We start from the raw sequence: 20,388 nt of genomic DNA, 5'->3' as shown, positions 1-20,388 counted from the left end.
TCTTTGCTTGCAGAGGTTCGCGCGGCTAATGAGAGGCTTTACCGCAGGGGCGGTTAAGGGTTGTCATTAGTCGCGAGGATGCAACTAAAGATCGGTAATCCCCGGCGGGCCGAGCAGGCTTTGCCACGAATTTAAGGACTTAAATTTTGCTGAACCCGATCGTACGCAAATTCCAATATGGTCAGCATACCGTCACGCTGGAAACCGGCATGATGGCGCGCCAGGCCACCGCAGCAGTAATGGTAAGCATGGACGACACAGCGGTATTCGTTACCGTCGTGGGCCAGAAAAAAGCCAAAGCCGGTCAGGACTTCTTCCCTCTGACAGTGAACTACCAGGAGCGTACTTACGCCGCTGGCCGTATTCCGGGCAGCTTCTTCCGTCGTGAAGGCCGTCCAAGCGAAGGCGAAACCCTGATTGCGCGTCTGATTGACCGCCCGGTGCGTCCGCTGTTCCCGGAAGGTTTTGTTAACGAAGTACAGGTTATCGCGACTGTGGTATCTGTGAACCCGCAGGTTAACCCGGACATCGTTGCGATGATCGGTGCTTCTGCTGCGCTGTCACTGTCTGGCATTCCGTTCAACGGCCCAATCGGTGCGGCACGCGTCGGTTACATCAACGATCAGTACGTGCTGAACCCAACCGCGGATGAGATCAAACAGTCTCGTCTGGATCTGGTGGTTGCCGGTACGCAGAATGCAGTGCTGATGGTGGAATCTGAAGCGGACATCCTGACCGAAGACCAGATGCTGGGTGCTGTGGTGTTCGGCCACGACCAGCAGCAGGTTGTGATTGAAAACATCAATGCGCTGGTGGCCGAAGCAGGCAAACCACGCTGGGACTGGCAGCCAGAGCCGGCGAACGATGCGCTGATCGCACGCGTTGCCGCCCTGGCCGAAGCGCGCATCAGCGATGCGTACCGCATCACTGACAAGCAGGAGCGCTATGCACAGGTTGGCGTCATCAAAGACGAAACCATCGCCGCACTGCTGGCTGAAGACGAAACGCTGGATGATGCCGAAATCGGTGACATCGTACACAGCCTGGAAAAGAACGTGGTGCGTACCCGTATCCTGAACGGCGAACCGCGTATCGATGGCCGTGAAAAAGATATGATCCGTGGTCTGGACGTGCGCACTGGCGTACTGCCGCGTACCCACGGTTCTGCGCTGTTTACCCGTGGTGAAACGCAGGCGCTGGTCGCTGCTACCCTCGGTACCGCGCGTGACGCACAGAATCTCGATGAGCTGATGGGCGAGCGTACTGACAGCTTCCTGTTCCACTACAACTTCCCTCCGTACTCCGTGGGCGAAACCGGTATGGTTGGCTCACCGAAGCGTCGTGAAATTGGTCACGGCCGTCTGGCGAAGCGTGGCGTGCTGGCAGTAATGCCTAAACAGGATGCGTTCCCGTACACCGTGCGCGTCGTGTCTGAAATCACCGAATCGAACGGTTCTTCTTCTATGGCTTCCGTGTGCGGTGCATCACTGGCACTGATGGACGCTGGTGTACCGATCAAAGCGGCCGTTGCCGGTATCGCGATGGGTCTGGTGAAAGAAGACGAGAAGTTCGTGGTGCTGTCTGACATCCTCGGCGACGAAGATCACCTCGGCGATATGGACTTCAAAGTAGCCGGTAGCCGTGAAGGTATCACCGCGCTGCAGATGGACATCAAAATTGAAGGTATCACCCGCGAAATCATGCAGGTGGCACTGAACCAGGCCAAGGGTGCGCGTCTGCACATTCTGAGCGTGATGGAACAGGCGATCAGCACGCCGCGTCAGGAGATCTCCGAGTTCGCGCCGCGCATCTACACCATCAAGATCAACTCAGACAAGATCAAAGACGTCATCGGTAAAGGCGGTTCAGTTATCCGTGCGCTGACCGAAGAGACCGGCACCACCATCGAAATCGAAGATGATGGCACCGTGAAGATCGCAGCGACCGACGGCCTGAAAGCCAAAGAAGCGATTCGCCGCATCGAAGAGATCACCGCTGAGATCGAAGTGGGCCGTATCTACGCCGGTAAAGTGACCCGTATCGTTGATTTCGGTGCCTTCGTGGCAATCGGCGGCGGTAAAGAAGGTCTGGTACACATTTCTCAGATCGCCGACAAGCGTGTAGAGAAAGTGACCGATTACCTGCAGATGGGTCAGGAAGTGCCAGTTAAAGTGATGGAAGTGGATCGTCAGGGCCGCGTTCGTCTCAGCATCAAAGAAGCGACAGAGCAGAAGCCAGCAGAAGAAACCGCTGCGGTGACGACGCCTGACGCCGAGTAAGCGTTTTTCCTGATCAGCCGCTCCCTGCCTGCTGGTGGGGAGCGGTGTTTGTATACCCGGAATGCGTCGCGCGCTGGTCAGCGTGTCAGTGCAGCTGAAGCAGGACGGGTATCATCGCGAGGGCGGGAACCCTTGTGCATAGCAGGCGGATGACAGGATGGTTATCCCAATGTTTGTATTCGGGAGTGGGAAATGAAGCCTTTTTTGCGCTGGTGTTTTGTTGCGACAGCTATCACGCTGGCAGGATGCAGCAACTCCAATTGGCGTAAGAACGAAGTTCTGGCAGTACCTTTGCAGCCCACACTGCAGCAAGAGGTTATTCTGGCGCGAATGGAACAAATTCTTGCCAGTCGGGCCCTGACCGATGATGAACGCGCACAGCTGTTATATGAGCGCGGAGTGTTGTATGATAGTTTGGGTCTGAGGGCACTAGCGCGGAACGATTTCTCGCAAGCGCTGTCTATCAGACCGGATATGCCGGAAGTGTTTAACTATCTCGGCATTTACTTAACGCAGGCAGGCAATTTTGATGCTGCCTATGAAGCGTTTGATTCTGTACTTGAGCTTGATCCAACTTACAACTATGCGCATTTAAACCGTGGTATCGCCCTCTATTACGGCGGTCGATACAAGTTAGCGCAAGATGATCTGCTGGCGTTTTATCAAGACGATCCTAACGATCCGTTCCGCAGCCTGTGGCTCTACCTCGTTGAACGCGAGATGGATGCCGACAAGGCAAAAGTGACGCTACAACAGCGTTACGACAAGGCGGCTAAGGACCAATGGGGATGGAATATTGTCGAGTTCTACCTGGGCGACATCAGTGAAAAAACATTGATGGAACGTCTCAAGGCGGACGCAACGGATAACACCTCGCTCGCTGAACATCTCAGTGAAACCAACTTCTATTTAGGTAAGTACTACCTAAGTCTGGGGGAGAAGGACGACGCGAAAGCGTTGTTCAAACTGGCGGTGGCCAACAACGTCAATAACTTTGTTGAACACCGATACGCATTGTTGGAACTGGCGCAACTCGGCCAGACACAAGACGATTTATCAGAATCTGACCAGCAATAGCTGACGAACTTTTATTGCCTGATTTACCCGTAAAGTCATCGCCTGAACAGGTGAGGGCTTTTCTGTTCGTCAAAACTTCTAATTTGAGCCGGTTCACACTTTTTGATGAAAATGACTGAAAGTTTTCACGACGAGTTATGTAGACTGGCCGCCGCAATCTAAGAGGCACGTGTACTACATGACTGATATTCAAACCACTTTTGCTGATCTGGGCCTGAACGCCGACATCCTCGAATCACTGAACGGTATGGGCTACGTTAAGCCATCGCCAATCCAGGCTGAGTGTATTCCTCACCTGCTGGCGGGCCGTGATGTGCTGGGTATGGCGCAGACCGGTAGTGGTAAAACAGCAGCGTTCTCGCTGCCGCTGCTGAACAACGTTGATCCTTCTGTCCGCGCACCGCAAATCCTGGTGCTGGCGCCGACCCGCGAACTGGCGGTTCAGGTGGCTGAAGCGATGACAGAATTCTCTAAACACATGCGCGGTATTAATGTCGTGGCCCTGTACGGTGGCCAGCGTTATGACGTGCAGCTGCGCGCACTGCGCCAGGGTCCACAGATCGTGGTTGGTACCCCGGGCCGTCTGCTGGATCACCTGAAACGCGGTACCCTGGACCTGTCCAGCCTGCGTGGTCTGGTACTGGACGAAGCCGATGAAATGCTGCGTATGGGCTTCATCGAAGACGTTGAAACCATCATGGCGCAGATCCCGGAAGGTCATCAGACCGCACTGTTCTCTGCAACCATGCCGGAAGCGATTCGCCGTATCACTAAGCGTTTCATGAAGGATCCGCAGGAAGTGCGCATCCAGTCCAGCATCACTACACGCCCGGACATTTCTCAGTCTTACTGGACCGCTTACGGCCGTAAGTCTGACGCGCTGGTGCGTTTCCTCGAAGCGGAAGACTTCGATGCTGCCATCATCTTCGTGCGCACCAAAAATGCCACGCTGGAAGTCGCAGAAACGCTGGAGCGTAACGGCTACAACAGCGCCGCGCTGAACGGTGACATGAACCAGGCGCTGCGTGAGCAGACGCTGGAGCGTCTGAAAGACGGTCGTCTGGATATCCTGATCGCGACTGACGTTGCGGCCCGTGGTCTGGACGTTGAGCGTATTAGCCTGGTGGTTAATTACGACATCCCGATGGATGCCGAATCGTATGTACACCGTATCGGCCGTACCGGTCGTGCGGGTCGTGCTGGCCGTGCGCTGCTGTTCGTTGAGAACCGCGAGCGTCGTCTGCTGCGCAACATCGAACGCACCATGAAGCTGACTATTCCGGAAGTTGAGCTGCCTAACGCCGAGCTGCTGAGTCAGCGTCGTCTGGCGCAGTTCGCTGCCAAAGTTCAGCAGCAGCTGGAAAGCAGCGATCTGGATCAGTACCGTGCGCTGCTGGCTAAAATGCAGCCAGAAGAAGAGCTGGATATGGAAACGCTGGCCGCTGCACTGCTGAAAATGGCGCAGGGCGAACGTCCACTGATTCTGCCACCGGATGCACCACGTCCACAGCGTCGTGAATTCCGCGATCGCGATGAGCGTGGCGGCGACCGTCCACGTCGTGACAGCCGTGACAGCCGCGAAGGTGGCGATCGTCCACGTCGCGAACGTCGTGACGTTGGCGAAATGCAGCTGTACCGCATTGAAGTGGGCCGTGATGACGGTGTTGAAGTGCGTCATATCGTGGGCGCGATTGCTAACGAAGGCGACATCAGCAGCCGTTACATCGGTAACATCAAGCTGTTTGGTACTCACTCCACTATCGAGCTGCCAAAAGGCATGCCGGGTGAAGTCCTGCAGCACTTCACGCGTACGCGTATTCTCAACAAGCCGATGAATATGCAGCTGCTGGGCGATGCACAGCCACACGAGCGCACCGAGCGTCGTAGCGGCGGTCGTGACTTCGGTGGTGAGCGTCGTGGTAACCGCGAGGGTGGCAACCGTGAAGGTGGCGCACCGCGTCGTTTCTCTGAGCGTCGCGAAGGCGGTCGTGAAGGCGGACGTTTCAGCCGTGAAGGTGGCCGTGGCCCACGTCGCGACGAAGGCGCAGCTGCACCACGTCGCCGTGATGCATAAGCGTTAATCGCTTAAAAATAAAAAGGACGCGCAAGCGTCCTTTTTTTATGTCTGTAATGCGGACTTTACACGCCGCCGGCAATCAGCACCCGCTCACCGGTAACATAAGCCGACTCTTCCGACGCCAGAAACAGCGCCACCTGCGCCACATCCTCCGGCAGACCAAAGCGTCCCAGCGGCGTGGCCGCGATCAGCTGCGCTTTAAATTCTGCATTCATTTTTTTCGCTGCCAGCAGCCCTTCGGTCAGAATGATCCCCGGCGCCAGCGCGTTGACGCGAATGTTGCGCGGGCCCAGCTCACGTGCCAGCCCCTGCGTTAAGGTATCGATTGCGCCTTTGGTCGCTGACCACAGCACCGAGCCGGGCAGGCTGCGCTGGCTATTCAGCGCGCTGAGGTTAATGATGCAGCCGCCGCGCGCCGGAAAATGCTGCGCCGCCTGCTGGCACACCAGCAGCGTACCGAGCAGATTGACGTTGAGCTGCTGCTGCATGTCGCTGACGCTGAGGTTGGCGAAGTCGCCATGGTGAAACATGCCGGCGTTGTTGACCACGATGTCTGGCGCGCCAAACTGCGCAATACTGCTGGCGAACAGGCGCTGCACGTCAGCTTCTCGGGATATATCGGCCTGTACGGCGATGGCGTCGCTTCCCAGCGCGCAGATATCGGTCACCACATCCGCCGCGCCCGTCACCAGCGCAATTTTGCCTTCAAGTGCTTGCATTGTGTCTCTCCACCTGAGATTTCGGGTGAGTAAAGCATGCGCTGTTGCCGCTTTGTGCGGTAGCGCAATCCTGCAAGCTTTTTGCACGATCCTGCAAATCTGTGGCGCAGGGACTAGGCGCAACCGCATCGGCAGGTAAGAATGGGGATTCAGTGATTTTTCATCGCGGAGTGCTTAACGCATGATTCATCAGGAACAGTGGCAGCAGCTGGTGGCGATGATTGCCCGTCACGCGCAGCAGGATGGGCGCACCGCCAGCGCGATTGATTTTCTCTCTTTTGGCCGCAGCTCGCACCCCTCCAGCCTGGCGCACATTGCCAGCTGGGCGGGGTTTGCGCTGATGGCCCAGGGCCAGAAAGCACTGCGCATGGGCGATGATGTGATGCATTACGGGCCGGGCGATCTGCTGCTGGTCACCATGGACATGCCGGTGCAGTCCTGCGTGGTGCTGGCGACACCAGAGAAACCCTGTCTTGGCGTCGGCATCACCATCAACGAAGCGCGCCTGCTGCGCTATCTGGAGCATTTCCCGCCGCAGCAGATTGGCAGCGCCGCCCCCGAACGCAGCATTACCGTCCATAAAGTCGCGCCGCCGCTGGTGGATGCGGTGATGCGGCTGGTGGCGCTGCTGGATCAGCCGCAGGATATCGCCGCGCTGGCACCGCTGATTGAGCAGGAGATTTTCTATCGCCTGCTGACCGGGCCGGAAGGGCCGCGCATTCTGAATATGGCGCTGACCGAGCGCCCGGGCAACAAAGTGGCGCGCGCGGCGCGCTGGCTGCGCGAAAACTTTCATCAACCGCTGAAGGTGGATCAGCTGGCCAGCAGCGTTGGCATGAGCATTTCATCGCTGCACCATCACTTTAAAGCGGTTACGGCAATGACGCCGATGCAGTATCAGAAGCAGTTGCGGCTCAACGAAGCGCGCCGACTGATGATGATTGAGAAGCTGGATGCCGGGACGGCGGGCTACCGGGTGGGCTATCAGAGTGCGTCGCAGTTCAGCCGGGAGTACAGCCGTTTTTATGGCCAGTCACCGGCGCGCGATGTGCGCAAGATGGCGGTGGGGCCGGAAGGACTCTCCCCACCGCAGTAAGGCTTACAGCGTGCGTGCGGCTTCCATCGCCAGCGCGAACGAACGCAGGCGCGCCTGCGGATCGTAAATCTGGCCGTTGACCATGATCTCATCCGCCTGGGTTTCGCGCAGCAGCGCGGCAAGGCCGTGGCGCACTTTATCTTTATCGCCCACCACCGACATGCTCAGCGCCTGCTGCACGCCATACTGTTCGGACGGCGACCACAGGTTATCCATGTTCTCCACCGGCGCCGGCAGCGGGCCGGGCTTGCCGCGGCGCAGATTAATGAACTGCTGCTGCATCGAGGTGAACAGGAAGCGCGCATCACGATCGCTGTCTGCCGCCACCACGTTGACACACACCATAGCGTAAGGTTTTGCCAGACGCGCAGAGGGCTGGAATTTTTCGCGATACAGGTGCAGCGCCTGCAACAGCAGGTCTGGCGCGAAGTGCGAAGCAAAGGCAAACGGCAGACCAAGCTGCGCCGCCAGCTGCGCGCTATACAGGCTGGAACCCAGCAGCCACACCGGAATTTTCAGCCCGAGGCCAGGCACCGGCTGTACCGGCGGATGTTCGCCCTCTTCGGCATCGAACCAGCGGATCAGATCGGCCACATCTTCCGGGAAGCTGTCGGCCTGGGCGCTCGAAAGATGACGGCGCAGCGCCAGCATGGTGCGCTGATCGGAGCCGGGCGCGCGGCCCAGTCCGAGATCGATACGGCCAGGGTAGAGGGATTCCAGGGTGCCAAACTGTTCGGCAATCACCAGCGGTGCGTGGTTGGGCAGCATGATCCCGCCGGAGCCGAGGCGCAGCGTTTCGGTGTTAGCGGCGAGATAGCCAATCAGCACCGACGTTGCGGCGCTGGCGATGCCGGTCATGTTGTGGTGTTCGGCCAGCCAGTAGCGATGAAAGCCAAGGGCTTCAGCCTGACGCGCCAGCGCCAGCGAATTATGGAAGGCATCGCGCGCAGACGAGCCTTGCGGAATGGGGGCCAGATCCAGTACGGACAGGCGAACAGTTTTCTTCTCAGACATGGGTACTCCAGCAAAGGATGGCGCAGGTGATAAGTAAACCTGCACCAGTCAGTATTACGCATCATTACCCATATTAAAACTGCTAATAACGGCAGGAATATAGCCGGAATGTGCCTTTAACCGCCGCTATCCAGCGCCATTCCGGCCAGGCGGCGCCAGTAACCGTTGCTGTCGCTGCCGCGCGCCATCATCAGCGGCGCTTCACCCGCTTCGTTAGCGCGGAAGCGATCAACCTGTGCCAGGGTGCTCTCATCCTGCGGCGACAGGCGCACAATATCGATCCAGCCATGCATACCGGCGAGATCGTTGCCAAGGTTGTAACAGTAGCCGCTCATGGTCTGAATGCCGTTCAGGACAAATACCTGCTGGCCCTCCTGCGACAGCACGCGGCGCCCGGTGGGATAATCAATACAGCAGGTCTGGCAATCATCTTTGGCACGGTTTTCGGAACGCGCGGTAAAGCAGCGCGCCGACAGTGCCAGCGGCAGATGGCCGTAGCCGAGCACTTCAACCTCAAACCGGTCGCGCAGGCCAGCGTCATGGCACTGCTGCAACAGCTGAATCAGCCAGTCGCGTGACATCTCCACCGGCATGCACCAGCGCGTCATGCCCTCCTGCAGCAGCAGCTGGAGCGTCTGCGCGTTATACACATTCAGGGTGGGACCGGCGACAAACGGCAGTTTGCGCTCTGCCGCCATGTTCACGGTGCCGATATCGTTGGCTTCCAGTAAGAACTCACCGTTTTCAACATAGCGGCGCAGCTCTTTGACTTCCGAAGGGGACTGCAGCAGCGCCAGCGTGCTCAGCACCACCTGTTTGCCGCTGGCCGCCAGCGTGCGGCCCATCTCCATCCACTGACTGAACGCAGTGGCGCGGCGTTTGCTGCACACCGCTTCGCCGAGGTAGACAATCTCTGCGCTGCTTTCTGCGGCGCGCTGGTAAAACTGCTCCAGCGTGGCGGTTGGCCAGTACCACAGCACCGGGCCGATGGCGTATTTCATACGGTCTCCTTATTGCCAGTCGCGGTGATAGGCGCCGAGCGTGGTCTGGCTGCCTTCAGAAAGTTCACCGAGCGCGCGCATCCACGGCGCCTGCACCGTGAACTGTTGCGGATCGGCCATGCAGCGATCGATCGCCTGACGCCACACTTTCGCCACCTGCGCCACATAGGCCGGGCTGCGCTGGCGTCCCTCAATTTTCACCGAGGCGATATTGGCGCGCAGCAGCTCTGGCAGCAGCGCCAGGGTATTCAGGCTGGTGGGCTCCTCCAGCACGTGATAGCGCTGGTTATCCACCTCGTAGCGTCCTTTACACAGCGTCGGATAGCCCGCGCTCTCATCGGCGGCGTAACGGTCAATCAGTACTTCGTTCAGGCGCGACTCCATGCCCTGTGCCGTCTGCTGCCAGCGCACAAATTTGGCCGGTGAACAGGCGCCCGCGCTGTTCGGCGACTCGCCGGTCAGCCACGACGAGAGATAGCAGCGGCCTTCGGCCATGATGCACAGGCTGCCAAAGGCGAATACTTCGAGCGGCACCGGCGTTTCGCGCGCCAGCTGCTTCACCTGGTGCATCGACAGCACGCGTGGCAGCACCACGCGGCTCAGCGCAAAGTGGCGGTGATAAAACTGAATGGCCTGCAGATTGGTGGCGGACGCCTGCACTGACAGGTGACGTTCAACCTGCGGATAGCGGCTGGCGGCATACTCCAGCGTGGCGATATCGGCCAGAATCAGCGCATCGGCACCGTTCTGTGCGGCGACGTCAATGGCGCTTTGCCAGCGGTTAAGGCCGTCAGGATGGGCGAAGGTGTTGATCGCCACGTGCAGTTTACGCCGGTGCTGATGCAGGAAGCGCGCCGCTTCTGCCAGTTTCTTATCGGTAAAATTGAGGCCAGCAAAGTGGCGGGCGTTGGTGTCATCTTTCAGGCCGACGTACACCGCGTCAGCGCCGTGCTCCACCGCCGATTTCAGCGCAGGTAAATTCCCCGCCGGACACAGCAGTTCCATACAATTTCCTCCCCCGGATTCTGAACGCCGTTGAGTGTAAGGAAGCGCAGGTGCAGCAATGTTGATTTAAGGCAGTGAAAGCGGGATTGCCAGGGCGGAATGGAGAATTTTCGCACAGACGCGGGGCGATTTCCTTGATCCCGGTTGAGGCGAAAGCCGACGGATGTGGCAATATAGATAAAATTTTCTCAAGGGAGTGCAGCGCATGTTCGCACGCTTACGCGGCCTGTTAATTGAAAAAGGGCCGGAATTCCTCGCTTTACCGGTGTCGCTAACACCATTCGCCGTGAAAAAAACGGTTTTGCAACAACTCCTAAACTGGCAATTTCGTCATGCTTTGGCTGAAGGTGAGTTAGACTTTCTGCAAGGGCGCTATCTCGGCATTGAGATCGCGGACGTCAATCTGCGCTGGATCACCACGCTGCAGGACGGGCGCCTGACCGTTTCGCGCGATGCCGAAGCAGATGTCTGGTTTCGTGGCGAAGCCAACGATCTGCTGCTGGTAGCAGCACGCAAAGCCGACCCCGATATGTTGTTCTTTCAGCGCCGTCTGGTGATTGAGGGCGACACGGAGCTGGGACTGGAGGTGAAGAATCTGATGGATGCCATAGAACTGGACGCCATGCCCACGCCATTGCGCACGGGGTTGCTGCAGCTGGCTGCTTTTGTTGAGGCAGGAATGACACAGGACGCGAAGGCCGCTGAGGCGCGCGCGGGGATCTCATGTTGATTCGTACTGAAATTGGTGTGGACGCGGCAGGCATCGACAGCCTGTTAAAGCGCAGTTTTGCCACCGCAGCCGAAGCGGAACTGGTACAGCAGCTGCGTGAAGACGGTTTACTCACGCTGGGCGTGGTGGCCACCGATGACGAAGGCCAGGTGCTGGGTTATGCCGCCTTCAGTCCGGTGACGTTGCAGGGCGAGGATCGTAACTGGGTGGCGCTGGCGCCGCTGGCGGTTGATGCCTCGGTGCGCAGTCAGGGCATTGCTAAACAGCTGGTGTATGAAGGGCTCGATTCGCTCAATGAGTTCAGCTACAGCGCCGTGGTGGTGCTGGGCGATCCGCAGTTCTACAATCCGCTCGGCTTTGAACCGGCGGCGCGTCACGGCCTGCACTGCCGCTGGCCCGGCAGCGAAGCGGCGTTTCAGGTGTATAAACTGGCGGACGATGCGTTCGATGGGGCAGAAGGGCTGATCGCCTTCTCGGCACCTTTCAATCGTATCGACTAAACCACGCCGTTAAGCAGGCCGGCTGCTGGGCAACCAGCAGCAGTTTCTGCGTCCGGCTCAGCTGTTTTACCTGATACTCCAGCCGGGAAGCCGCCGCGCGATCGCCAGCCGCGCAGTGAAACACCAGCGTCAGTGGACCTTTGCCGCGCAGCGCACGGGCACCGCGCCCCTGCTGGTGCTGCTGCAGGCGACGGTTGACGTCAGTGGTGATGCCGGTATAAAGCATCCCGGCGGCGGTTTGCAGCATATACAGCTGCCAGCCCTGTTCCATTTACAAACCTCGTTCATGTGCTGGCGGGCAGTGTAACGCGCCTGCGGCCGCATCGCTATCAACGCACGGAGTTGCTCTTGTCTGACCATTCTCATCTGATTCGCTATCTGAAAAAACAGCACGTGCTGTCGCTGTGTGCCAGCGACGGCGATGCGCTATGGTGCGCCAACTGTTTCTACGTATTCGATGAAGCGCGCATGGCGTTCTGGCTGATGACCGAAGCCGATACGCGTCACGGCGCGCTGATGGCGCGTCATCCACGCGTTGCCGGCACGGTGAACGGCCAGCCGAAAACGGTGCTGCTGATTAAAGGCGTGCAGTATCGCGGGCGTATACAACTGACCGATGAGGCGCAGGCGCTGAAGGCCTATCAGTCGCGCTTTCCGGTGGCAAAAAAAGTCACCGCGCCGCTGTGGGAAATTACGCTGGATGAGTTGAAAATGACCGATAACGCGCTGGGGTTTGGCAAAAAGATTGTCTGGCAGCGTTAGCCCGGCACGCGCGCAGGCGCACCGGGCGACCGCCTTACGCTGCGTTCAGAATGCGCAGGGATTCGCGGTTAAACGCGGGCAGGTCTTCAGGCGTGCGGCTTGTAACCAGCTTGTCATCATCAACCACCACCTCTTTATCGTAAAAGTCCGCGCCGGCATTACGCAGATCGATGGCGATAGCTTTCACGCAGGTCATTTTGCGACCGCGCACGCCGTTCGCGCTGATCAGCAGCTGCGGACCGTGACAGATGGCGAAAATCGGTTTGCCGCTGGCAACAAACTCTTTGGTAAAGGTGACAAAGCGATCGTCACCGCGCAGCGCGTCAGGCGAATGACCACCGGGCAGCAGCAGCGCGTCGAACTCGGCCGGGCTGACATGGTCAATATCCTTGTCGATTTTGACTTCGGCTTTGCCCTGTTTTCCCTTCACGGTTTTGCCCGCCTGCATCTCAATAGTGACCACTTCATGGCCCGCTTTGGTGAAGGCCTCGGCCGGTGAGGTAAACTCTGAGTCTTCAAATTCATCGGTAATCAGAACCGCTATTTTCTTGCTCATCTTTCTCCTCCTTGCTGGTCACGCACCTGCTGTGCGTGACACGTTTCAACAGACAAGTCTGGACCCTGAGCGCGGAAACGCAAGCCAGCCGGCGCAGGCGGGATTGGTTAAATTCCGGAGACAGATCAAGTTTAAGCGTGACGACGCTGGCACACAGGCATAACCTGAATAACACTGTGGGATCTGCGTCGCGCCCTCCGCGCGGCATACGTTATTCAGTTGAATACGGAACCGGTTATGACCCAATTCGCCTCACCTGCACCAGCGGCCCGCTTCGCCTGGTGGAAACCGCTGCTGTTCCTCGCCGTGGTGCTTATCGGCCTGTGGTACGTTAAATGGCAGCCTTACTATGGCAAAGCCTTCACGGCTGCAGAAACCCATTCCATCGGCCGCTCGATCCTTGCCAATGCCGCAGATTCGCCGTGGCGCGCCGCGCTGGATTACGCCATGGTCTATTTTCTCGCGGTGTGGAAAGCCGCGGTGCTCGGCGTGGTGCTGGGCTCGCTGGTGCAGGTGCTGATTCCGCGCCGCTGGCTGCTGCGTCTGATGGGCAGCAACCGGCTGGGGGCCACGCTGGTCGGCACCGGTTTTGGCCTGCCGGGCATGATGTGCAGCTGCTGTGCCGCGCCGGTGACCGTCGGCCTGCGCCAGGCGCAGGTTTCAAGCGGCGCGGCGATGGCGTTCTGGCTGGCGAATCCGCTGCTCAATCCGGCAACGCTGGTGTTTATGGGCTTTGTGCTCGGCTGGCAGTTTGCCGCCATTCGGCTGGTGGCGGGTGGGGTGATGGTGCTGGGCATTGCCCTGCTGGTGCAGCGCAGCGTACCGGAAACCGCCGTTGCCGCGCCGCTGTTGCCGCAAGAAAGCCATGAACGGTTTGTGACGCGCTGGCTGCGCGTGATGTGGCGGCTGTTCTGTAACACCATTCCGCTCTACATCGTGGCGGTGCTGCTGCTCGGCGCCGCGCGCGTCTGGCTGTTTCCGCACGCGGACGGGGCGGTGGGCAATACGCTGTTCTGGGTAATGCTGATGGCCATCGCCGGCTGCCTGTTTGTGATCCCGACCGCTGCCGAAATCCCTATCTTGCAAACCATGATGCTGGCGGGCATGGGCATCGCACCGGCGCTGGCGCTGCTGGTGACGCTGCCCGCAGTCAGCGTGCCGTCGCTACTGATGCTACATCGCGCGTTCCCGCCGCGCGCGCTGTGGATCGCCTTCTGCGGCGTGGCCGTCAGCGGCATGCTGCTCGGCATCCTCGCACTGTGGCTGGCGTAGATACCAGATAGTCTGATTGCGGCTGCCGCGCCACAGCAGCCGCGCATCTTTTTCCGCTTCGATGAAACGTCCATCAATCAGCACGTCGATTTCCGCAATAACTTCACGCTGCGCCGCCGTCAGCTCCGCCAGGGTGTAGCCGGTCCACAGCCAGATATCTTTATCCGGACAGTCGCGTCGCACGCGCTTCACCAGCCGGCGAATATGCGGCACATTGTGCGGATGCAGCGGATCGCCGCCGCTCAGCGACAGCCCCTGACGCGGAATGCGTTGATCCTGCAGATCGGCGATCAGCTGCTCCTCCATGGCCAGCGTAAACGGCACGCCGGAGTCATGCCGCCAGGTGCTTTGGTTGTAGCAACCGCGACACTGATGTTCACAGCCCGCGACAAACAGCGTGCAGCGCGTGCCGGGACCATTCACGATATCCACATCGTAGTAGCGATGAATGTGCATCATCCCAGCTGTCCGGTATCAAGGTGTTTGACGCGGCGCTGCACCTCTTCCTGCTTGCCGGCGTTGAACGGCCGCGCATCCGGGCTGCCAAGATAGCCGCAGACGCGGCGCGTGACCGAAACGCGCGCCGGATCGTGATTGCCGCAGCACGGACAGGTAAAGCCTTTGCTGGTACAGCTGAACTCGCCGCTGAAGCCGCACTCGTAGCACTCATCGATCGGCGTGTTGGTGCCGTAATAGGGCACGCGGTCATAGCTGTAATCCCACACATCTTCCAGCGCCCGCAGGTTGTGCTGAATGTTGGGGTATTCGCCGTAACAGATGAAGCCGCCGTTAGCGATGGCCGGGTAGGGCGCTTCAAAGTCGATTTTGTCGTACGGATTGACCTTTTTCTCTACGTCGAGATGGAAGCTGTTGGTGTAATAGCCCTTGTCGGTCACGCCCGGCACCACGCCAAATTCGGCGGCATCAAGGCGGCAGAAGCGATCGCACAGGTTTTCACTGGGCGTACTGTACAGGCTAAAGCCGTAGCCGGTTTCCGCTTTCCACGCATCCACCGCTTTGCGCAGATGCGTCACAATCGCCACGCCGGTTGCGCGCAGATGCGCGGCATCATACGGATGCACGGCGTTGCCGCTTAGCGCGTTAAGCGTTTCATGCAGACCGATATAGCCCAGCGAGATCGAGGCGCGGCCGTTGCGGAAGATCTTGCCCACCTCGTCGTCCGCGTTGAGCCGTACGCCGCAGGCGCCTTCCATGTAAAGAATCGGTGCGACGCGCGCTTTGGTTTTTTCCAGCCGGGCAATGCGGGTCATCAGCGCCCGCTTCGCCAGCGCCAGGCGCGCATCCAGCAGCGTCCAGAAGCGGGCTTCGTCTCCCTGGGCTTCTAACGCAATGCGCGGCAGGTTGAGGCTGATCACGCCGATGTTGTTGCGGCCCTCATGAATCTGCTCGCCGTTTTCCTCGTAAACGCCGAGGAAGCTGCGGCAGCCCATCGGCGTTTTGAACGAGCCGGTGACTTCCACCACTTTGTCGTAGTTGAGAATATCCGGATACATGCGCTTGCTGGCACACTCCAGCGCCAGCTGTTTGATGTCGTAATTGATGTCGCCGGCGCGGCGATTGACGCCTTCGCGAATGGCAAACACCAGCTTAGGAAACACCGCGGTTTTATGGTTTTTGCCCAGCCCGGCAATGCGGTTGCGCAGAATCGATTGCTGAATCAGGCGCGCCGCCCAGTCGGTGCCGAGGCCAAAGCCAAAAGTGACGAACGGCGTCTGGCCGTTGGCGGTGTGCAGCGTATTGACTTCGTACTCCAGCGACTGAAACGCGTCGTAGCACTCTTTTTCCGTGCGTGCGTGCGCGTAAGCTTCCACGTCAGCAATCTGCCATTCGCGGGCAATCTGGCGATGTTTTTCAAGGCTGAGGGTGACAAACGGCGCCAGCACTTCGTCAATGCGGTTTATGGTGGTGCCGCCGTAAATATGGCTGGCGACCTGCGCAATGATCTGCGCCGTCACCGCGGTGGCGGTGGCGATGGATTTTGGCGGTTCAATCTCGGCGTTACCCATTTTGAAGCCGTGCGTCAGCATGCCGTGCAGATCGATCAGCATGCAGTTAAACATCGGGAAGAAGGGAGAGTAGTCGAGGTCGTGATAATGGATTTCCCCACGCTCGTGCGCCAGCACCACATCGCGCGGCAGCAACTGCTGCTGGGCATAATGTTTGGCCACGATGCCGGCCAGCAGGTCGCGCTGCGTCGGGATCACTTTGCTGTCCTTGTTGGCGTTTTCGTTGAGCAGCGCCGCGTTGGTCTGTTCCACCAGGCCGCGAATGGCATGGTGCAGCTTGCCGCGCTGCTCGCGCGCCAGATCGCGGTCGTGACGGTATTCAATATAGGCGCGCGCCAGCTGTGGCCAGCGTCCGCTCATCAGCGCCTCTTCCACGGCACACTGGATGTCGCGAATATCGACTTCAGCCTGCGTTGCCAGCTGCGCGCTGACCTGCTGAGCGACCGTCGTGCACCAGGCCAGGTCGTCAACCTGGGCAGCCTGCGCGGCGGCCCGCACTGCAGCTTCAATGCGCCGGGCATCAAACGGCACCCTGCAGCCGTCACGCTTAATCACTACCGTTGCCATCTTCCCTCACTCCGCTGGAAACTACATGTAGATAATTTTAAGGAGTGTAATCGCAACATGTGGTGTTTCAGAGGGAATTAATCGCACTGTTTTTGACTTGTCGCAAAGAAGCGCGGCCAGCGCCTGAAAGCCGTGCAGTGGTCAACAGCCGCTACACTGAAAAGTTTTAAGCCGCACAAACTTCAGCCGGTTGCAACTTGCTTTGCGTTGCGAAACAGGTTTAATGAGCGTTTTGCGCCATTTCCGGCCCATCGTTTTGCCTTACAAGGATGCCCACCATGCTTCTGCCCCGTACGCTGCTGGCCGTTTTGTGTTCCCTGACGTTTTCCACGCAGGCCGCACCGGCAGGCGATCTGCCGCTGATGCCGTGGCCACAGCAGGTGACGCAGCCCGCAGGCGGTGGCGCGTTTACCCTGACGCCGCAATTTTCGCTGCACATCACCGGCGATCACCTGGAAGGGGCCGAAGCGCGCTGGCGCGCCCGCATTGCGCGGCAAACCGGCTGGGCGCTGCTGCCCGCCAGCCCGGCCAGCGATCGTCCCGCCATTCAGATCCGGATTGCCGACGCGGTCGATCCGCTACCGCAACCGGACAGCGACGAAAGCTACCGTCTGGAGGTCAGCAGCAGTGGCGTACTGCTGCAGGCACCTACCCGTTTTGGCGCGATGCGCGGCATGGAAACCCTGCTGCAGCTGATCGCCAACACTGCCAGCGGCACGCAAATTCCCTTTGTCACTATTGACGATCGGCCGCGCTTCCCGTGGCGCGGCGTGCTGATCGACCCGGTGCGCCACTTCCTGCCGCTGGAAACCCTCAAGCGGCAGATTGATGGTATCGCCGCGGCGCGCATGAACGTGTTTCACTGGCACCTGACCGACGATCAGGGCTGGCGCTTTGCTTCCAGTCACTATCCGCAGCTGCAGCAGCAGGCCAGTGATGGCCTGTTCTACAGCCAGCAGCAAATGCGCGAGCTGGTGCACTATGCCACTCAGCGAGGCGTGCGCGTGGTGCCGGAAATCGATCTGCCCGGCCATGCTTCCGCCCTGGCCGTAGCGATGCCGGAGCTGATGAGCGCGCCGGGGCCGTATGCCATGGAGCGCGGCTGGGGGGTGTTTAAACCCTTGCTCGATCCCAGCAATGAAGCGGTGTTTCGCTTTATTGATACGCTGATTGGCGAAGTCGCGGCGATCTTTCCCGATCCCTACATTCACATCGGCGGGGATGAAGTCGATCCCAGTCAGTGGAACGCCTCACCGAAGATTCAGCAGTTTATGCGCGACCACGGCCTGCAGAATGCCCATGCGCTGCAGGCGTGGTTCAACCAGCGGGTTGAGAAGATTCTCGCCGCGCATCAGCGGCGCATGCTTGGCTGGGATGAGGTGTACCATCCCGACCTGCCGAAAAGTATTGTGATTCAGTCGTGGCAGGGGCAGGACGCGCTGAGCGAAGTGATAAAGCAGGGATATCGCGGCATTCTTTCCACCGGTTTTTATCTCGACCAGCCGCAGAGCGCCGCGTATCACTATCGCAACGAGCTCTGGCCGCAGGGGCTGAACGGCGTCGATCAACTGCGCGCCGACGATCAGGCGCAAAGCTGGCAGTTCACTATGCCGCGTCTGAAAGGCAGCGCGGTGCAGGGCAGTTTCACCCTGATTGAGAGCAAAAACGGCTGGCGCGGTTTTATCGATTTCAGCGGCAAGGCGCGACGCCAGGTCAGCGACATTCGCTGGCTATCACCGACGCAGCTGACCTTCAGCGTCGACAGCTGGATGGGGCCGTTTCAGCCGGTGGTGACGCTGACGCGTGACAGCCTGACCGGCTACGTGCTGGTGGGCAACGTGCGCTATCCGACCACAGGCAGCAGGCTGGCGCAGATACCGGCCGGTATTGCTCCGGTACTGCCCACGCCCGCTCAGCTGCAGCGTGATTTGCTGGGCGGTGAAGCGGCGCTGTGGGCGGAGAACGTGAATAGCCGGGTGATTGATACGCGGCTGTGGCCGCGCGCCTTTGTGGTGGCGGAGCGGCTGTGGTCGGCGCAGGATGTGACCGATAGCGAGAATATGTACCAGCGGCTCAGCGCGATTGATCGCTGGGGGACGGTGTCGGTCGGCCTGCAGCAGCATCAGCAGGCCGAGGTGCAGATGATGCGGCTGGCCAACAGCAGCGATATCACTCCACTGCGCGTGCTGGCGGAAGTGCTGGAACCGGCGCAATATTACACCCGCCAGCACCTGAAGTTTCAGGCCGGGCATTATGACTATTTTGAGCCGCTGAACCGGCTGGCGGACGTGCTGCCGGCTGAGAGCGAGCCGGTGCGCCTGCTGGATAAGCAGGTGGATGCGCTGATCGCCAATCGCGGCGATCATGCTGCCGCCAGCGCCCTGCGCCATCAGCTGCAGCGCTGGCAGCGCAACAGCGATGCAGTGATGCCGCTGGTGCTGGGCAACTATCAGCTGAAAGCGCTGCAGCCGCAGGTGCGCCAGGTCGCTGAGCTGAGCCGGATGGGGCTGGATCTGGTGAATGCGCTGGAGCGCAATCATGCCTATGGCGCAGGCGAGGTGGCGCAGATGCACGCCCAGCTGGATGCGGCGGCGCAGGTGCAGGATGAAACGGTGCTGGCGCTGGTGCGACCGCTGGAGAAACTGCTGCGATCGTCGAGATAGGGAAGTTCGGAAGTCACGAACTATGCAGGGTCGTCATTGATGACGACCTGGCGATCTCGCCAGGTGCGCACGGATACGCCCCCTGCATGCTGTGTGATTGATGACAGCTAAATCAGCGACGTACCGCGATGGCTTCGATCTCAATCTTCACGTCTTTCGGCAGACGCGCCACTTCCACGCAGGAGCGCGCCGGGAAGCTGGCCTGATGCTCGGTGAAAAACGCTTCATAGGTGGCGTTGACCGTGGCGAAATCGTTCAGGTCTTTGACGAACACGGTGGTCTTCACAATGTCGCCCACCTGCAGGCCAGCGGCCAGCACAATCGCCTTCACATTCTCCAGCGACTGACGCGCCTGCGCGGCGATATCGTCCGGAACCGCACCGGTGGCCGGATCGACCGGGATCTGGCCGGAGGTGATGATCATGCTGCCGAGATCCACGCCCTGGACGTACGGGCCAATCGCTGCCGGGGCTTTTTCAGTACTGATTTCGCGAGACATTGTTTCTCCTTAGGCATGCGCGGCGAACCCTTGCCCGCCGCGAAAATGTTCGCCCCATTATAGGGAGGTAACGGGCGATTACCAGTGACCGAGCACCACGTGGCGCGCGAACTCTTTCTCGCAGTATTTACACTTCAGGTGCACATCGTCGTCGCGCTGTTTCACCGCAAAGCTGGAGAACACCGGCTCGCTGCGGCTGATGCAGTTGCCGTTGGGGCAGGTCAGCACGCGCTCGATGCGTTCCGGCAGCGTCGGTGCGATCTTCGCCACCACTTCATACTCATCAATGCGATTCACCGTGGCGTGCGGCGCGTACACCGCCAGCTGATTGATCTGATCATCGGTCAGAAAAGTATTTTCGATTTTGATCAGGTCCTTACGCCCCATCTCGCCCGACGGCAGATTAAGGCCGATGGTGATGCGCTGATCGGTTTCGGTGAGGCGGAACAGTGACAGTAGCTTAAAGCCGACCTGCGCCGGAATATGGTCGATCACCGTGCCGCGTTTGATGGCTTCAACCTGCAGTTTGTTATCGTGGGTCATC

General features: G+C 59.4%; 19 protein-coding genes and 1 pseudogene. 10 read left to right on the top strand and 10 right to left on the bottom strand.

The genetic code is table 11. The features are described from left to right. The first annotated feature begins 146 nt into the window (after positions 1-146). The 4 genes from pnp (at position 147) to F3J41_RS12645 (ending at position 5,430) form a co-directional block, all read left to right on the top strand. The gene (pnp, locus tag F3J41_RS12660; protein ID WP_058770684.1) at positions 147-2,279 is read left to right on the top strand and encodes a polyribonucleotide nucleotidyltransferase; all 2,133 of its coding nucleotides are present in this window, start codon (positions 147-149) and stop codon (positions 2,277-2,279) included. Positions 2,280-2,471: 192 nt separating this feature from the next. Continuing rightward, entirely contained in the window at positions 2,472-3,356 is an 885-nt protein-coding gene (gene nlpI, locus F3J41_RS12655; protein WP_021507697.1) for a lipoprotein NlpI, read from the top strand. Positions 3,357-3,461: 105 nt separating this feature from the next. Beyond that, complete coding sequence (gene yrbN, locus F3J41_RS23670; protein ID WP_098053093.1) at positions 3,462-3,518, top strand: protein YrbN; 57 nt, start codon at positions 3,462-3,464, stop codon at positions 3,516-3,518. 16 nt (positions 3,519-3,534) lie between these two features. Continuing rightward, a complete protein-coding gene (locus F3J41_RS12645) occupies positions 3,535-5,430 on the top strand; it encodes a DEAD/DEAH family ATP-dependent RNA helicase (RefSeq protein ID WP_058759574.1) in 1,896 nt (631 codons plus the stop codon). Between the two features lie 65 nt (positions 5,431-5,495). Here F3J41_RS12645 and F3J41_RS12640 read toward each other — a convergent pair whose 3' ends face one another. Then, on the bottom strand, positions 5,496-6,152 hold the full coding sequence (locus F3J41_RS12640) for an SDR family NAD(P)-dependent oxidoreductase (RefSeq protein ID WP_166711365.1): 657 nt from the start codon (positions 6,150-6,152) through the stop codon (positions 5,496-5,498). Between the two features lie 181 nt (positions 6,153-6,333). On the opposite strand from F3J41_RS12640, the gene F3J41_RS12635 reads away from it, so the two are divergent. Next, on the top strand, positions 6,334-7,248 hold the full coding sequence (locus F3J41_RS12635; RefSeq protein WP_059009545.1) for an AraC family transcriptional regulator: 915 nt from the start codon (positions 6,334-6,336) through the stop codon (positions 7,246-7,248). A 3-nt stretch (positions 7,249-7,251) separates the two neighbouring features. On the opposite strand, the gene F3J41_RS12630 is transcribed toward F3J41_RS12635, so the two are convergent. The 3 genes from F3J41_RS12630 to F3J41_RS12620 form a co-directional block, all read right to left on the bottom strand. Then, complete coding sequence (locus tag F3J41_RS12630; protein ID WP_021507693.1) at positions 7,252-8,262, bottom strand: LLM class flavin-dependent oxidoreductase; 1,011 nt, start codon at positions 8,260-8,262, stop codon at positions 7,252-7,254. A 116-nt stretch (positions 8,263-8,378) separates the two neighbouring features. After that, a complete protein-coding gene (locus tag F3J41_RS12625) occupies positions 8,379-9,263 on the bottom strand; it encodes a U32 family peptidase (RefSeq protein WP_058770682.1) in 885 nt (294 codons plus the stop codon). A gap of 9 nt (positions 9,264-9,272) precedes the next feature. Beyond that, entirely contained in the window at positions 9,273-10,268 is a 996-nt protein-coding gene (locus F3J41_RS12620; RefSeq protein WP_058759571.1) for a peptidase U32 family protein, read from the bottom strand. A gap of 205 nt (positions 10,269-10,473) precedes the next feature. Between F3J41_RS12620 and F3J41_RS12615 the strand changes: the two genes are divergently transcribed. Together F3J41_RS12615 and F3J41_RS12610 are read left to right on the top strand one after the other, a co-directional pair. Continuing rightward, the gene (locus F3J41_RS12615) at positions 10,474-10,998 is read left to right on the top strand and encodes an SCP2 domain-containing protein (RefSeq protein WP_058759570.1); all 525 of its coding nucleotides are present in this window, start codon (positions 10,474-10,476) and stop codon (positions 10,996-10,998) included. After that, on the top strand, positions 10,992-11,498 hold the full coding sequence (locus tag F3J41_RS12610; RefSeq protein ID WP_021507689.1) for a GNAT family N-acetyltransferase: 507 nt from the start codon (positions 10,992-10,994) through the stop codon (positions 11,496-11,498). The genes F3J41_RS12615 and F3J41_RS12610 overlap by 7 nt, the downstream gene beginning before the upstream one ends. Here the strand turns inward: F3J41_RS12610 and F3J41_RS12605 are convergent. Further along, positions 11,482-11,769 carry a GIY-YIG nuclease family protein gene (locus F3J41_RS12605; protein WP_058770681.1) on the bottom strand — a complete coding sequence of 96 codons (288 nt, stop codon included), beginning with the start codon at positions 11,767-11,769 and terminating at the stop codon, positions 11,482-11,484. The two genes, F3J41_RS12610 and F3J41_RS12605, sit on opposite strands and share 17 nt — an antisense overlap. 77 nt (positions 11,770-11,846) lie before the next feature. Here F3J41_RS12605 and F3J41_RS12600 point away from each other — a divergent pair, with 77 nt between their 5' ends. Continuing rightward, the gene (locus tag F3J41_RS12600) at positions 11,847-12,260 is read left to right on the top strand and encodes a YhbP family protein (RefSeq protein ID WP_058759569.1); all 414 of its coding nucleotides are present in this window, start codon (positions 11,847-11,849) and stop codon (positions 12,258-12,260) included. A 34-nt stretch (positions 12,261-12,294) separates the two neighbouring features. Here F3J41_RS12600 and F3J41_RS12595 read toward each other — a convergent pair whose 3' ends face one another. Next, complete coding sequence (locus F3J41_RS12595) at positions 12,295-12,816, bottom strand: type 1 glutamine amidotransferase domain-containing protein (RefSeq protein ID WP_021507686.1); 522 nt, start codon at positions 12,814-12,816, stop codon at positions 12,295-12,297. Positions 12,817-13,053: 237 nt separating this feature from the next. Between F3J41_RS12595 and F3J41_RS12590 the strand changes: the two genes are divergently transcribed. After that, positions 13,054-14,088, top strand: coding sequence for a permease (locus F3J41_RS12590; protein ID WP_166711363.1), 1,035 nt, complete (start codon positions 13,054-13,056; stop codon positions 14,086-14,088). On the opposite strand, the pseudogene nrdG reads toward F3J41_RS12590, so the two are convergent. Both nrdG and nrdD read right to left on the bottom strand, forming a co-directional pair. Next, positions 14,083-14,547, bottom strand: a pseudogene (nrdG, locus tag F3J41_RS12585) (anaerobic ribonucleoside-triphosphate reductase-activating protein); the annotation flags it as partial. The gene F3J41_RS12590 and the pseudogene nrdG overlap by 6 nt on opposite strands. Beyond that, positions 14,544-16,682, bottom strand: coding sequence for an anaerobic ribonucleoside-triphosphate reductase (gene nrdD, locus F3J41_RS12580; RefSeq protein WP_166711359.1), 2,139 nt, complete (start codon positions 16,680-16,682; stop codon positions 14,544-14,546). The gene nrdD and the pseudogene nrdG, both read right to left, overlap by 4 nt. A 278-nt stretch (positions 16,683-16,960) precedes the next feature. Between nrdD and F3J41_RS12575 the strand changes: the two genes are divergently transcribed. After that, positions 16,961-19,345 carry a beta-N-acetylhexosaminidase gene (locus F3J41_RS12575; RefSeq protein WP_166711357.1) on the top strand — a complete coding sequence of 795 codons (2,385 nt, stop codon included), beginning with the start codon at positions 16,961-16,963 and terminating at the stop codon, positions 19,343-19,345. 112 nt (positions 19,346-19,457) lie between these two features. Here F3J41_RS12575 and ridA read toward each other — a convergent pair whose 3' ends face one another. After that, the gene (gene ridA / locus F3J41_RS12570; protein WP_010615965.1) at positions 19,458-19,844 is read right to left on the bottom strand and encodes a 2-iminobutanoate/2-iminopropanoate deaminase; all 387 of its coding nucleotides are present in this window, start codon (positions 19,842-19,844) and stop codon (positions 19,458-19,460) included. 78 nt (positions 19,845-19,922) lie between these two features. After that, positions 19,923-20,387, bottom strand: a complete 465-nt coding sequence (gene pyrI / locus F3J41_RS12565) for an aspartate carbamoyltransferase regulatory subunit (protein ID WP_010615964.1) — start codon at positions 20,385-20,387, stop codon at positions 19,923-19,925. Position 20,388: the final 1 nt, after the last annotated feature.

The sequence above is a fragment of the Pantoea sp. Ap-870 genome, assembly GCF_011752515.1.
Lineage (GTDB): Bacteria > Pseudomonadota > Gammaproteobacteria > Enterobacterales > Enterobacteriaceae > Pantoea > Pantoea dispersa.
The sequence above is the reverse complement of the archived record's forward strand: the minus strand, read 5'-3'. Positions and strand labels throughout refer to the sequence as shown.